Consider the following 13,470-nt stretch of genomic DNA (forward strand, 5'->3'; position numbering starts at 1 on the left):
CCCCCCCTCCCCCTCCTCCTGCGTCACGCTGTCGGTCACGCTGTCACGCTGGGGTGTCACGCTGGCCTGCGTGACGTCACGCCGGCGGGTCTGCGTGACAGCAGGCGCCACGGGCACCGACCGGGCCGCCAAGAGGCTGGCGAGGACGCGCTCGTACGCGGCGCGCTCGCCCTCCGCGCGGCCCTCGCTGCGCGCCAGGTCCTCGCGCAGCTGCGCCACCTGGACGCGCAGGGCGTCCAGTTCGTCGTGCAGGGCGCCCGGGTCGAAGGTGTGCGCGCAGCAGGCCCCTGCGGGCTCGCGGCGGTAGGTGGGCGCCTCGGGCTCCGGCGCGGGTGAGGCCTCGCTGGGCCAGCGTGCCTCTGGCGGAAGTTCGCCGGGAATCACCTGGGCCGCTTCCTCCTCGCTGACGAGCTGGCCGGACAGCAGGCGCATCATGCCCGGGGGCACGGAATCGCCCTCGGCGATCTCTGGAGGCGGCGGAGGAACGGGCTGGCGCCGCTGGCGGACGGGCTGCTTGGGGCAGGTGCTCATGGTGTCGTGTCCAGGGAGAGCCGAGGGCAGCAGGAGGGAGGAATGGGTCGGTCCACGCAGTCGGCCAGCGCCGCGACGCCGTGGGGGCAGGTGGGCCACTGCGTCGGGTGGCGCCCGCGCACGGACTCAGAGGCGACACGCGGCGCGTGGGGCGACGGCCGGCCGTCCTGCGTGATGGCGTCGCCCAGGCGGGTGGCGCCGCAGTGCTCGCAGCGCACGGCGGGCAGGCGGCAGCGGCTCAAGGCGACACCCCTGCGGCGCAGCTGTGCGGCAGGCACCCGGGCGCGGTGCAGCGCCAGGCCCGGCACGTGGAGCACTTCGTCATCGCGCGCCGGCAGCTGCACTTCCGGAGGACGCGGTCCTTCAGCGACTCGGGCTCGCGGCCTCCGGCACGCGCGGCGCGGGCTTCGTAGGCGTCCCAGCGTGCCTTGTCCGCTCCGACGAGCGCCCCGAAGCCCAGCCGCACCCGGGCCAGCACCTGCGAGGGAACCTCCCACAGCGTGTCCGCGGGCCCAGGCTCGCAGGCCACGGGCTCCCGCAGCGCGACCACGTCCTCCAGCCACAGCCCCACCGGGCCCACGTACCAGCGCGACTGCCGCTCGCCGTCCGGCCATAGCGACACCGCGGCGACGCGCGCCACCGCCACCACCGCGCTGGTCGGTACCTCGCCCGCGCGCGGGGCCGCGACGCCCGGCCCATGCCAGGAGGCCATCCACTCGGCCAGCTCCGGCACGTACTCCGCCGCCGCGCACACCGCGACGTAGGCGCCCAGCACGTCCTCCTCCGGGGCCTGGTGGAGGTTGAGCACCGGCGCGTTGCGGACCTGGATGCTCCACGCCCATGGCTGCGGCGCCGTCACGCCGTAGATGGGGACACGCATGGGGGCGTCGCAGGAGGTCACGCTGCCCTCCGGTTCTTCAGGAAGGCCTCGGCCAACTTCCGTACGCGCCCCTCGTCCGTCTCCAGCCGCTCCATGAGGCTGGCCTGTGGATCGCGGATGCCATCCATCTGGTTGCGCTTGATGCCGAGGACGTCCGCCACCACCGGGTCGGAGCCGGAGTCGGACACCAGGAAGTAGGCCATGACGGGGTCCGTCTGGCCGTCGCGGTGGACGCGGCCGCACGCCTGCTCGTGCACGCCGGGGCTCCAGTCCAGCTCGCCGAACACCACCGTGCGGCAGCAGTGCTGGAGGCCGTCGAGTCCCGCGCCCGCGCGCAGCGACATGATGAGGATGGGCGTCTGCCCGTCCTTGAAGCGCTTCGCCTGCCCCTCCTTCTGCGCCGGACTCTCCTGGCCGGTGAAGATGGCCGGGGAGTACTCCGCGAGCCGCTCGCGCCAGATGCTGTACACCTCGTGGTGCCAGCCGTAGAGCAGCACGCGCTCGCCGTTCTCCACCAGCATGCGGACGAACTCCGCGACGAAGGGCGCCTTCGCGATGCCGGTGGCCTGCCGCAACCTCCAGGACAGCTCCCCGGAGGCGTGGAGCCGCTCCTCGGGCTTCACCCCGCCTTGCGCGAGGATGATGCGGGCGAGCTCCGCGGCCTTGTCCTGCACCTCGTCGAGCACCCGCGTGTCCGACTCCACGGTGTGCACGTCGCGTGAGAGGGACGGCAGCTCCCGCCCGACGTCCTGGCGTGTGCGGCGCAGCATGAGGCCCGCGTCGCGCAGGTACGTGCCGAAGGCGCGCGGGTCCTTGAAGTTGAGCTTCTCGTCCACGCCGGTGCACCACTCCCGGCTGAACTCCTCGCGCGTGCCCAGGACGCCGGGCTTGAGGGCGTCCAGGACGTGAAACATCTCCCCGCCGTAGTTGTAGATGGGGGTGGCGGACAGGCCGATGACGAAGGGCGTGCGCTCCGCCAGGTAGTGGGCGGCCCGGTACTTGTCCGACTCCGGCCCGCGTCGCAGCTCCTGGCACTCGTCGAAGACGATGGAGCGCACGCCCGCGTTGGCCAGCGTGTCCGCCCAGCCCGACAGCTTGTGGTAGTTGAGGATGAGGACGTCGGGCCAGGGCAGCTTCTGCCCTCCGCGCCCGCGGGTGACGTCCTCTGGCGTCGCGCGCTTCGCCACGTGCACGCGCAGGCGCGGAAGGAAGCGCGCCAGTTCGCGCTGCCACTGGCGGGGAAGGTGCGTCAGCGTCACCACCACCGCCGGCAAGGTGCGCGTGTCCGTGAAGCCCGTCAGCGCGGAGGCCGTCTTCCCGAGGCCCACGTCGTCCGCCAGCAGCAGGCGTTGCAGGCGCAGCCACATGTCCGCCGCCTTCCGCTGGTACTCGCGGGGCGGGACATGCATCGCGAAGTCGGGCGCCTGGTACTCAGCGGCCAGCAGCTCCGCCACCTGCGCCTCGCGCCGGGCGTGCTCGCGCGCACCGCGCCGCAGGAAGTCCTTGGCCTCCTTCCCCACCACCTCCATGGGGTAGCGCTCGAGGAACCACTCCAGCTCGCGCGCCGTCTCCGCGGTGGCTGCCAGGAGTACTTCGCCGACGTCCCCTTTGTTGATGCGGTCGAAGACGCGCTTCAGGCGCACCGCCACGTGGGGCTCCGCCTGCACCACCCACGCGGGCCGCTCCCCTCCCCTGCTGCCCAGCTTCCGCGCCTCCAGGCGCACCGTCCCGTACGTCTTCACAGCAGGCCTCCTCTCAGCACAGCGACGCGCACGGGCTTGCCCTGCATGTGGGCCGGCAGGCTGTCGTGGCGGGAACGAGTCGTGATGAGCAGGAGGGCGTGGATGTCCTCCCGCTCCGCGTAGCGCAGCAGTTGGCGGGTGACCTCGGAGAGGCCCCCGTCCACCTTCACCTCGAGGCCCACGCGGGCCTCCGTCAGCAGGAAGTCGATGCGGCCCGCGTCCCCTAGCCGCACCTCGCGCTGGAAGGGGATGCCCGCCTCCGTCAGCACCTGGGCGAGTGCCTCCTGCAGGAGGGCCTCCCCGGCGCAGCGGAAGCGGTGGCGGGTGACGAGGGCGCGGACCTGCTCCAGCGCCCTCATGGCGGGCGTGGACGTGCTCATGCCCCACCTCGGCTCGAACCAGGGGCGCCTACGACCCACACCAAGGAGAGCCTCGGACTGAGACCGACAGCACGTCCGTGTGGGTAGGGCTGGAGTACGGTCTCCGCGTGGCCCTTCAAGACCTCACATCGCGGGAAGCAGTCCTGGCAGCCATCGCCGAATTTCGGGAGATCGGCCGAGAAGCCTTCCTCCAGAAGTACGGGTACGGAGAAGCCCGGAGCTACTTCCTCTCGTTTGAGGGGGAGCTTTTCGACTCGAAGGCCATCGTCGGTGCGGCCCACGGCTTCCAGCACCCGAAGCCGCTCGCCAACACCGCCTTCAGTGGCGGCGATGCCACGGTGCGCGCGAAGCTTGAGTCGCTCGGCTTCAACGTCGTGTCGTCGAAGGAGTCCGCCGGCGGCTCCTCGCCGCGCCCCCTGCCGAGCCTCGAACCAGGTCGCATCTACTCCTGGGACGAGCTCGGCAATCTCTTCGACTGCGAGGCGAACTACTTCAGCTCCGTCGGAGGAATGGCCTCCCGGCCCGAGATGCAGGCGCTGCTGCTCATCACCCACATCGGAGGGGCGAAGTCCTTCGACTACGAGGACTACTGGGACGGCGACGAGCTCATCTACACGGGCCGCGGGCAGACTGGAGACCAGCGCATGGACGGGCAGAACAAGCTGCTCGCCAGCAACCGCTACACGAACTTCATGTTCGAAGGCGCCGCCACACGTCTCCTGCGCTTCCTGGGTGTCGTGCGTAGCACGCAGCACTGGTGGTCGACCGGCCCAGACAGCAACGGCACCCAGCGCCGCATCATCCGATTTCGGCTGAGATTCAACGAGCGGGCCGGCGCCACCACCGCGGCGCCAACCACAGCTAGTCGACGGGCGCGCAGGGCGCCGACGCTCACGCCTCGCCCATTTGACGAGACACGGGTCCCGAGTGCCGCCGTCCCTGGCGAAGAGAAACGGTCGCCCGAGGAAACGCTCGCGCTGAAAGAGAAGGCCGTGCAAGGCCACTTCCACCTGGTTGCCGCTCTCAACCGCGCTCTCCTGTCCGCAGGCTGGCAGGAAGTCAGGGAGATACCCACGTCGGTGGACCTTTGGGGAAGGCGTCCTGGCGATGGAAGGCGTGTCATCTTCGAGGTGAAGACGCTGGGCGAAAGAAGTGAGGTTGACCTGACGCGCGACGCGCTCTCGCAGCTGCTGGAGTACCGACACTTCCGCGGCGAGCCAGACGACCTCCTCTGCCTCGTCATGAACGCGCCGGTGTCCGATGCCCGAGAGCGCTTCCTCCGCTCGCAAGGCGTCGCTGTCCTCACGTACGACGGCACGGGCTTCGAAGCCGCGGGACCGCTCGCGCTGGAGATGGTCGGCACGCTCGTCGAGCAGACGTAGCGCCAAGGAAGCAGCCGCGACAAGCGCCGCGAAGAGGGAGAGGACGGCGAAGAGAAAGGCGCCCAGGCGCGGATCCGCGTGGGCGAGGAGATAGCCGGCGCACGTGCCGGCCAGGAGGAGGCGCGCGGGGCTCACGACAGAGCCTCCCGGTAGAGCTGCGGCCGCAGGTGGCCGGCGAGGTAGAGCGGGTGCCGGGGCTCACCCGCGCCGGTGAGCGCGAGCGCGTGCACCGGGTGGTACCGGCGCAGCAGGGCCAGCACCGCGGGCGCGCGCTGGGGCACCAGGCGGTGGGCGCCCCAGGCACCGACGACGAGGGAGGCCTCGCGCGCGGCGCACTCCAGGGCCGCATCGTTGAGCGGCCCCACCGCGTCCTTCGCGGGCACCAGGTCCGCCGGGTCCGTGGCCCGGAAGGCGAAGAGGTTGCAGAGCGTGAGCGCGCCGTAGCCCCACGCCTGCGCGAAGCCCACGCAGCGGCGCAGCGTCGGGTCGTCCTGCTGCCCGTCGGCGACGGAGGGGTTCAGCATCACGAAGAGGACGCGCGGCGCGCTCTCCAGCGCGGACCAGCGGCGCCAGAGGCGGTACCGGTACAGGCCGCACTCACTCAGTTCTGCTCCGGTATCCAGGTAGCGGGGGGTCATCGCACGCCCTCCACCTGCTTGAGCTCCACGCGCCAGACCCAGGGGTTGGCGTCCCAGGATTCAGCGCCGTTGATGGACTCCCAGAGGATGCGGAAGCCGTCGCGATACGGACCGCCGAGGCTCGGGACGATGCGTGCGCCACGTGCCTCATCCCGGAAGGTGATGCCAATGGGCTCAGCACCCTCCGCCTTCGCGTCCTCCTCGGTGATGTCGTGCAGGCGTTCCGCGCGCACGGACACCACCTCTCGGATCAAGCGGCAGGCCCAGCGCGGCATGTGGATGGAGGGGCGCCAGCGCGTCGGTGTGTAGTCCGACGCCAGGTAGAAATGCTTGTCGAGGTTCGCGCGCCACGCCGCAGCGCGGTCGGCCTGCCACACAACGCGTTGGCCATCCCCCTCCAGGTCCTCCAGGGCCCACGTCTCGCGAGCCCAGAGCCGGTCCCCGGGCTGTCCGTAGGGGCTCACCTTCGCGAGCGACGCCACCGCAGGGCGCCCGTCAGGGGTCTGCCCGTAGCACCAGTCCTTCCAGCACAGGTTGCCGCGGTCGCTGATGGTGGGCTGGGGCTTGATGATTCGCCGGGTGACTGTCTTCCGGCCGCCGAGCAGCGCTCGGACCATCGGCCCGCTGAACAGGATGGGGCGCTCAACCACGGGCCACCTCCGGCATCTCGTCCCAGGTGCGCCCGTCGAGGACGCGACCAGCGACCTTCTTCCGCACGCCGCCCCACTGCTTGAAGAAGAAGGCCACGCCGGCGGCGGTGCACTGGTCGCGGATGGAGCGGACCCAGTCGGGGTGCAGGGCCCGCGCGCCGGGGCCGCTTTCGCCGCCAACGATGACCTGGTGGATGCCGCGCAGGTCGAGCGTCCCGAGGTCCTCCAGCAACGGCTCGACGGAGAGGACGCGGACAGCGGCCGGCGTCTGCCGCAGGTGCTCGATGCGCGGCAGGCCGTACTTGCGGTCCTCCACGCTGACGCCCAGCCACACGTTGGGCAGCGGCCAGGGCGGGTAGGAGATATGCCGCGAGCGAGTGGTGTAGCGGTCCGCCTGTCCGAGGCACGCGCGCACCTGCGCGTCCTCACCGGGCGCGTCCAGTCCTCGCACCCACTGGAACCACGCCAGCATCCGCGTCGCACGCTTCGTGAGCACCTGGAAGGTGTGGTCCCCCCGAGCCGCCATCACGCCGAAGACGGCGGCGATGTACTCGCGCGGCACGTCCTCGTGGAACAGGTCGGACATGCTGTTGACGAACACGCGGCGCGGCTCGCGCCAGCGCAGCGGCTCCGGCAGCTTCTCCGGGACAAGGCGCAGCTCGAAGCCCTGCTCGTAGGGATGCCCAGGCACGCCCCGGAAGCGCTCCGCGAACGTCTCCGCGTAGCAATGCTTGCAGCCCGGGCTCACCTTCGTGCAGCCGCGCACCGGGTTCCACGTCGCGTCCGTCCACTCGATGCTCGTCTTACCCACGGGCCACCTCCCGCTGCGTAGAGAGGCCACCCGGCAGCACGCGCAGGGCGGGCCTGCCGGTGGTGGAGGTGGCGGCGCGGGACCCACGGCGCGCCAGGAGGAGCAGCACCGCGGACACCAGGTGCAGCGCGACGGCCGCGAGGTGCAGCGACTCGACGAGCAGCTCACGCATGGGACACCTCGTGCCCCGGCGCGAAGGTGGCCAGCAGCGCGGCCTTCGCGCGCTCATGAAGCGAGCGCTCCCGCTTCAGCGCGCGGCGCCAGAGGTACCAGCAGGTCCTGTCCTCACAGGTGGCGACGGGCCGCTCCTGAAGCTCGTTCAGTTGCTGGCGGCGCGGGCGCAGCGTCCAGCACACCGCGCACCGCGCCTTCAGGCCGCCGTACCCGGCGTCCTCCGGCGACATGGGCGTCTCCTGGTACAGCCGCAGGCGCAGCAGGCCGCGCTCGCCATCCGGACATGTGCGCACCAGCGCGCGGACCTGCTCGCGGCGCTCCTCGGGCGTGGGCAGCGCGCTACCCATGGAGCACCTCGGGGTGCGCCGAGAGGTATGCCTGGGCCACGGCCTTGCCGGACGGGGTGAGGCGCAGCGAGCGCGCCACCTTCGCCTCGCGCGTCAGGAGCCGGAGCTGCTCCAGCCGGCCGAAGTAGTCAGCTGCGGCGTTCGTCGAGGCCCAACTGAAGCGCTCGCACAGCTCACGCGCCGTCGGCGCGCGCTCGTGGGCCTCCTTGTAGGCGTGGACGTACGCGAGCACCTCCTGCTGGCGCTGCGTCGGAGCGCCCCCGGAGGGGCCATTCTCGGGGTGGGGACGGCAACTCATCGCGTGGGCCTCCGGGTGACGACGGTCTGGCAGCTGGCGGCGCGCTCGCGGCGCGCGCGGTCAAGGTCATCGGCCTTCGCCCAGGCCGCGCGCGCCTCTGCGTCCCAGACGCTGACGACAAGGCCGGTGGCGTCGCTGATGGACACGCGGTGCCCCGTGCCGCTGCGCAGGGACACCTTGATGACGGCAGCGGAGCGGGTGCCGGCGGCGCTCACGCGGCACCTCGCAGCGCCTCCGGGGCATCCCCGGGCACGCGCACCACCAGGGCGGTGCAGTTGTCGCGGCTACCAGCGGCGAGCGCGGACTCCACCAGGGCCTGTGCTGCAACCTGGGCGTCGGCGCCGTCCGCCAGCACGGCGGCGAGTTGCTCGGGCGTCAGCGAGTCGTGCACGCCGTCCGTGGACAACAGCCACACGTCTCCGGGCCGGACGTCCGTCTCCACAACGTCCGGCGCGGTGTCGTCAGCGGTCGCGCGCTCGCTACCCAGGCTCCGCGTGATGGTGTGCCGGGAGAACGGGTGCCGGTGGTCCTCGGTGAGCTGCTCCAGCTTCCCCGCGCGCAGCCGGTACACGCGGCTATCGCCCACGTGCGCCACCACCGCGCGCTCCCCCACCACCAGAAGCAGGGCCAGCGTCGTCGCGCCCGGCTTGCCCAGGGCATCCAGCGCCTGCCTCGCTTGGAGATGGGCGTCAGCGACGGCGCCTTCGACACCGGGCCGGAGCGAGTCATCGGCCACGACTCCCGGCGCCCAGAAGTGATGCTGCAGCATCGTCCGCACCGCAACCTGGGCGGCGAGGTCACTGCCCTCGTAGCTGCCCACGCCGTCCGCTACCGCGGCAATGAGCCCGCTGGTGATCGGCTGACGGCCCACGGCGTCCTGCTGGTAGTCCCGGCGGCCCTGCTCGGAGCACGCCCCGACATCGAAGGCGTGGCTCATTGGCCACCGCCCTTCTGGCCGTCAATGGCAGACGTGATGTGCGGAAGGCCAACAGCGGAAGAACGGAGACACTGCAACTCCGCGACGGCTGCCTCCAGGGCGTGGCGAGTACATGCCTGGGCAGGAGAGCCAGGCCAGCACGCTAGGCCGCAGGAGACGCACCCGGGCACGGGCGGCACAGACCTCGCGAAGGCGAGGACCGCACTCGGCTCGGCGTCGGAGACTGTGCCGCAACGCCACGACAGCGCCACGGACCGGGTGCGCCCGGGAGCCCGCGTCCCCGCCCCGACGAAATCTTCAGTCGGGACGGGGGGTTGCGGAGTGACCCCGACAGGAATCGAACCTGTGGCCTGCGGTTTAGGAAACCGCCGCTCTATCCAACTGAGCTACGGGATCGGTGCTGGCGGGCGTTATAGCAGGGGACTTGTCGCGCGCAACGGGTCTGACACCCGTCCATGCGGGCTCTGTCCACCCTGCGGCTGACGGCTCCCCGAGAGCGCACGAGGCAAGCAGGCAGGGTCCGGTCCTCGCGGTCTTCCTGGAACAGAAGCCCGGCGTGGTTCCAGCTTCTGGAGAACCCACCGTGACGTCTGTCTGGGTTTGGCGTTCCGTCAGGCCATCAGCGCAGATCGCCCACGGCAAGACCCGGGGACCCTTCAGGCCCCGCCTCGAACTCGACACCTTGAAGTCAGGCCCGGAATCATCAAAATTGCCGGGATACGCGTGCTTCCGGGCCTGCCCGGCGCCTGCTCCCCACCTCGCGAGACGACACCCATGCTCGACCGCCCGATGTACCTGAAGCCCGATGTCGCCATCGAGCCGCTGTTCAACCAGTGGTACGTCTGGTGGTACCTCATCTCCCCCGCCACGGCGCCGCTGTTCATGTCCCGCCTGCATCTGAAGCTGATGCAGTCGTTCGTCGCGAACCCGGACGTGCACGTGGCCGCGCTCCAGAACCCGGCGCTGATGGGTGGCCCCTTCATCAACCACCCCGTGTCGCGCGTGAACGAGGTGAAGGCGCTGCTCGAGCGCACCACCCGCGAGAATGCGGACATGCTGGCCTACACCAAGGCCGTGTCGGACCTGGAGCAGCTCCTTGCCAGCTCCAAGGGTGAGTCGCTGGAGCCGCTCTATGCCAAGGTGCCGGACATGCTCCGCGGCTTCGTGGAGCTCCACTACGACCTGGCCCACCGCGCCAACGCCCGCATCATGGAGCCGCTGCTCTACCGCAGCAGCCTCTACAAGGAGTCGTCGCAGAGCATCTCGCTGATGCGCGTCTCCGGCGACGCCCGCAAGTACGTCTTCAGCACGCCGCGCCTGGAGGGTGATTCGCCCCTGTGGCTCCAGGTGCCCTTCCGTCACGAGGGCATCGACGCGCTCTTCCGCATGCGCCACACGCCGGGCAGCCCCGGACAGGTGGCGGAGATGCTGGGCGTGCCTGCTTCCGCGGCGAACGCGTTCGCGGACCTCTTCACCGAGACGGCCCCTCGCAAGCCCGCGCCCTACACCGGCTCCGGCGTGCGCGTGCGCTACTTCGGCCACGCGTGCGTGCTGATGGAGACGCGCGAGGTGTCCGTCCTCACCGACCCCGTCATCAGCTACGAGTTCCCCACCGAGCAGGGGCGCTTCACCCACGCGGACCTGCCGGAGAAGATCGACTACGTCCTCATCACCCACGGCCATGCGGACCACCTGATGATGGAGACGCTGCTGCAGCTGCGTCACCGCATCGGCACCATCGTCGTGCCCCGCTCGAACGCGTACTCGCTGGCGGACCCCTCGCTGCGCCTGGTGCTGGAGAGGACGGGCTTCCGCAACGTCATCGAAATCGACGACCTGCAGGAGATCGCCATCCCCGGCGGGTCGCTGATGGGCATCCCCTTCATCGGCGAGCACAGCGACCTGGCGGTGCAGGCGAAGACGGCGCACCTGGTGCGGCTGGCCGGCCGCTCGCTGCTGATGGCCGCGGACTCCAACGCGCTGGAGCCGCGCATGTACCAGCACCTGTCGGAGCTGGTGGGGCCGCTGGACGCGCTCTACCTGGGTATGGAGTGCGAAGGCGGCCCGATGAGCTGGATGTACGGCCCGCTGCTCAGCCAGCCCCTGCCGCGCAAGATGGATCAGTCGCGGCGGCTCAACGGCTCCGACAGCGCCCGCGCCACGGAGATCCTCAACCACCTGAACCCGAAAGAGGTCTTCATCTACGCCATGGGCCAGGAGCCCTGGCTGCGCCACGTCATGGTGCTCCAGTACGACGAGACCGCGCCCCAGATGATCGAATCCAACAAGTTCATCGAGGTCTGCCGCGGCCGGAACATCCCCGCCGCGCGGCCCTTCCTGACCATGGAGCGCATCCTGGAGTAGCGCGGGCGTGGGCGGACGACCGGCCACTGGCGCTCGCGCCTGGGCACCGGAACGCAAAACGCCGGCAGGTCCGCTGCCGGCGCTTCGCGCTCACGTCATCCGCTCAGATCGTCTTCCTGCCCGGCAGATCGAAGCGGTCCAGGTTCATCACCTTGGTCCATGCGGCGATGAAGTCCTGCACGAAGTGCGCTTCGCCGTCGCTGGCCGCGTAGACCTCCGCCAGGGAGCGCAGCTGCGAGCTCGAGCCGAAGACGAGGTCGGCGATCGTCGCCGTCCAGCGCAGCTCGCCCGTGGCGCGGTCGCGGCCCTCGAACACGTTCGGCGTCGTCTCCGACCGCTTCCACGCGGTGCGCATGTCGAGCAGGTTGGCGAAGAAGTCGTTGCTCAGCTTGCCCGGGCGCTTCGTGAACACACCGTGCTGCGCGTGGCCGACGTTGACGTCCAGCGAGCGGAGGCCGCCCACGAGCGCCGTCATCTCCGGCGCGGTCAGGGTGAGCAGGCTGGCGCGGTCGATGAGCGCGGCGGCGGTCGTCGGCTCGGCGCCGGCGCGGACGTAGTTGCGGAAGCCGTCGGCCGCGGGCTCCAGCACGAGGAAGGAGTCGACGTCCGTCTGCTCCGCCGACGCGTCCGTGCGGCCCGGGGTGAAGGACACGGAGACCTTGTGGCCGGCGTCGCGCGCGGCGGCTTCAACGGCCGCGGTGCCGCCCAGCACGATGAGGTCCGCCAGCGACACCCGCTTGCGGTTGCCCTGCGCGGCGTTGAACCGCTTCTGGATCGCTTCGAGCTTGCCGAGCACCTGCGCGAGCTCGGCGGGCTCGTTGACCTCCCAGTCCTTCTGGGGCGCCAGGCGGATGCGCGCACCGTTCGCTCCGCCGCGCATGTCGCTCCCGCGGAACGTCGACGCCGAAGCCCAGGCCGTCTTGATCAGCTGCCGGTTCGAAAGGCCGGACCCAAGCAATTCGGCCTTGAGCGCGGCGATGTCCGCGTCATCGATCAGCGCATGATCCACGGACGGGATGGGGTCCTGCCAGAGCAGGTCCTCCTTCGGCACCCAGGGGCCCAGGTAGCGCACCTTGGGGCCCATGTCGCGATGGGTCAGCTTGAACCAGGCGCGTGCGAAGGCGTCCGCGAACTTCGCCGGGTGGGCCATGTAGTCGCGGGAGATGCGCTCGTAGACGGGGTCGAAGCGCAGGGCCAGGTCGGCGGTGGTCATCATCGGCGCGTGGCGCTTGCCGGACACGTGCGCGTCCGGCACGGTGCCGGCGCCGCTATTGCCCACGGGCTTCCACTGGTGCGCTCCGGCCGGGCTCTTCGTCAGCTCCCACTCGTAGCCGAACAGCGTCTCGAAGTAGGTCATGTCCCACTTCGTCGGCGTGGGCGTCCACGCGCCCTCCAGGCCGCTGGTGGTGGCGTGCGCGCCGATGCCGCTCTCGTAGGCGTTCTTCCAGCCCAGCCCGAGCTCCTCGATGTTCGCGCCCTCCGGTTCGGCGCCGACGTGGTGAACCGGGCCGGCGCCGTGGCACTTGCCGAAGGTGTGGCCACCGGCGACGAGCGCGACGGTCTCCTCGTCGTTCATCGCCATGCGCGCGAACGTGTCGCGGATGTCGCGCGCGGATCCGGCGGGGTCGGGCCGGCCGTTCGGACCTTCCGGATTGACGTAGATGAGGCCCATCTGCACGGCCGCCAGCGGGTGCGCCAGCTCACGCTCGCCGCTGTAGCGCTCGTCACCCAGCCAGGTGGACTCCGGGCCCCAGTTGATGGACTGCGGCTCCCAGATGTCCTCCCGGCCGCCGCCGAAGCCGAACGTCTTGAAGCCCATGGACTCCAGGGCCACGTTGCCCGTGAGGATCATCAGGTCGGCCCACGACAGCTTGCGGCCGTACTTCTGCTTGATGGGCCACAGCAGGCGGCGCGCCTTGTCGAGGTTGCCATTGTCCGGCCAGCTGTTGAGAGGCGCGAAGCGCTGCTCACCCGAGCGCGCGCCGCCGCGGCCGTCGAAGATGCGGTAGGTGCCCGCCGCGTGCCACGCCATGCGGATGAAGAACGGACCGTAGTGGCCGTAGTCCGCCGGCCACCAGGGCTGCGAGTCGGTCATCAGCGCGTGCAGGTCCTTGACCACCGCGTGGATGTCGAGCGTCTGGAATTCCGCCGCGTAGTTGAAGTCCTCGACCATCGGATCCGACAGCGAGGAATGCTGGTGAAGCATCGCGAGGTTGAGCTGGTCCGGCCACCACTGCGTGTTCGTGCGGGCGCGGCGGGGGCCGTGCGCGACGGGGCACTTCGGTTCGTCGTTCATGCGAGTCTCCTCAGCGGGCGGCGCCGCGCACCGGCGGCGG

The 13,470-nt window shown here is 70.7% G+C and carries 16 protein-coding genes and 1 tRNA gene; 2 read left to right on the plus strand and 15 right to left on the minus strand.

The annotated features are described in order from the left end of the window. The 5 genes from D7X32_RS15240 to D7X32_RS15255 all read right to left on the minus strand — a co-directional run. Positions 1-531 (minus strand): hypothetical protein (locus D7X32_RS15240; RefSeq protein WP_208752426.1); only part of this gene is annotated, 531 nt, incomplete at its 3' end. Then, complete coding sequence (locus D7X32_RS44990) at positions 528-773, minus strand: hypothetical protein (protein ID WP_147450161.1); 246 nt, start codon at positions 771-773, stop codon at positions 528-530. The genes D7X32_RS15240 and D7X32_RS44990, both read right to left, overlap by 4 nt. Next, on the minus strand, positions 770-1,432 hold the full coding sequence (locus D7X32_RS15245) for a hypothetical protein (RefSeq protein ID WP_120603276.1): 663 nt from the start codon (positions 1,430-1,432) through the stop codon (positions 770-772). Before D7X32_RS15245 ends, D7X32_RS44990 begins: the two co-directional genes overlap by 4 nt. Further along, entirely contained in the window at positions 1,429-3,153 is a 1,725-nt protein-coding gene (locus D7X32_RS15250) for a DEAD/DEAH box helicase (RefSeq protein ID WP_208752428.1), read from the minus strand. The genes D7X32_RS15245 and D7X32_RS15250 overlap by 4 nt, the downstream gene beginning before the upstream one ends. Further along, positions 3,150-3,533 (minus strand): GxxExxY protein, encoded by a 384-nt coding sequence (locus D7X32_RS15255; RefSeq protein WP_147450162.1) that lies wholly within the window; start codon positions 3,531-3,533, stop codon positions 3,150-3,152. Before D7X32_RS15255 ends, D7X32_RS15250 begins: the two co-directional genes overlap by 4 nt. A gap of 107 nt (positions 3,534-3,640) precedes the next feature. Between D7X32_RS15255 and D7X32_RS15260 the strand changes: the two genes are divergently transcribed. Further along, positions 3,641-4,915: a ScoMcrA-related endonuclease gene (locus D7X32_RS15260; RefSeq protein ID WP_147450163.1), complete on the plus strand. Its 1,275-nt coding sequence runs from the start codon at positions 3,641-3,643 to the stop codon at positions 4,913-4,915. Between the two features lie 131 nt (positions 4,916-5,046). On the opposite strand, the gene D7X32_RS15265 is transcribed toward D7X32_RS15260, so the two are convergent. The 9 genes from D7X32_RS15265 to D7X32_RS15305 form a co-directional block, all read right to left on the minus strand. After that, the gene (locus tag D7X32_RS15265) at positions 5,047-5,553 is read right to left on the minus strand and encodes a DUF1643 domain-containing protein (protein WP_120603279.1); all 507 of its coding nucleotides are present in this window, start codon (positions 5,551-5,553) and stop codon (positions 5,047-5,049) included. Then, the gene (locus D7X32_RS15270; protein WP_120603280.1) at positions 5,550-6,203 is read right to left on the minus strand and encodes an ASCH domain-containing protein; all 654 of its coding nucleotides are present in this window, start codon (positions 6,201-6,203) and stop codon (positions 5,550-5,552) included. The genes D7X32_RS15265 and D7X32_RS15270 overlap by 4 nt, the downstream gene beginning before the upstream one ends. Then, complete coding sequence (locus D7X32_RS15275; protein ID WP_120603281.1) at positions 6,196-7,014, minus strand: DUF5131 family protein; 819 nt, start codon at positions 7,012-7,014, stop codon at positions 6,196-6,198. The genes D7X32_RS15270 and D7X32_RS15275 overlap by 8 nt, the downstream gene beginning before the upstream one ends. Beyond that, entirely contained in the window at positions 7,007-7,186 is a 180-nt protein-coding gene (locus tag D7X32_RS15280) for a hypothetical protein (protein ID WP_120603282.1), read from the minus strand. Before D7X32_RS15280 ends, D7X32_RS15275 begins: the two co-directional genes overlap by 8 nt. Then, on the minus strand, positions 7,179-7,535 hold the full coding sequence (locus tag D7X32_RS15285) for a hypothetical protein (protein WP_120603283.1): 357 nt from the start codon (positions 7,533-7,535) through the stop codon (positions 7,179-7,181). Before D7X32_RS15285 ends, D7X32_RS15280 begins: the two co-directional genes overlap by 8 nt. Continuing rightward, complete coding sequence (locus tag D7X32_RS15290) at positions 7,528-7,833, minus strand: LexA family protein (RefSeq protein ID WP_120603284.1); 306 nt, start codon at positions 7,831-7,833, stop codon at positions 7,528-7,530. Before D7X32_RS15290 ends, D7X32_RS15285 begins: the two co-directional genes overlap by 8 nt. Beyond that, positions 7,830-8,048: a hypothetical protein gene (locus D7X32_RS15295; RefSeq protein ID WP_120603285.1), complete on the minus strand. Its 219-nt coding sequence runs from the start codon at positions 8,046-8,048 to the stop codon at positions 7,830-7,832. The genes D7X32_RS15290 and D7X32_RS15295 overlap by 4 nt, the downstream gene beginning before the upstream one ends. Beyond that, complete coding sequence (locus tag D7X32_RS15300) at positions 8,045-8,770, minus strand: PP2C family protein-serine/threonine phosphatase (RefSeq protein WP_120603286.1); 726 nt, start codon at positions 8,768-8,770, stop codon at positions 8,045-8,047. The genes D7X32_RS15295 and D7X32_RS15300 overlap by 4 nt, the downstream gene beginning before the upstream one ends. Before the next feature lie 322 nt (positions 8,771-9,092). After that, positions 9,093-9,166 (minus strand) — tRNA-Arg (locus D7X32_RS15305). A gap of 378 nt (positions 9,167-9,544) precedes the next feature. Here D7X32_RS15305 and D7X32_RS15310 point away from each other — a divergent pair. Continuing rightward, entirely contained in the window at positions 9,545-11,134 is a 1,590-nt protein-coding gene (locus D7X32_RS15310) for an MBL fold metallo-hydrolase (protein ID WP_120603287.1), read from the plus strand. Positions 11,135-11,237: 103 nt separating this feature from the next. On the opposite strand, the gene katG is transcribed toward D7X32_RS15310, so the two are convergent. Continuing rightward, a complete protein-coding gene (gene katG / locus D7X32_RS15315; protein WP_120603288.1) occupies positions 11,238-13,430 on the minus strand; it encodes a catalase/peroxidase HPI in 2,193 nt (730 codons plus the stop codon). Positions 13,431-13,470 lie beyond the last annotated feature (40 nt).

It is taken from the genome of Corallococcus carmarthensis (assembly GCF_003611695.1).
Taxonomy (GTDB): domain Bacteria; phylum Myxococcota; class Myxococcia; order Myxococcales; family Myxococcaceae; genus Corallococcus; species Corallococcus carmarthensis.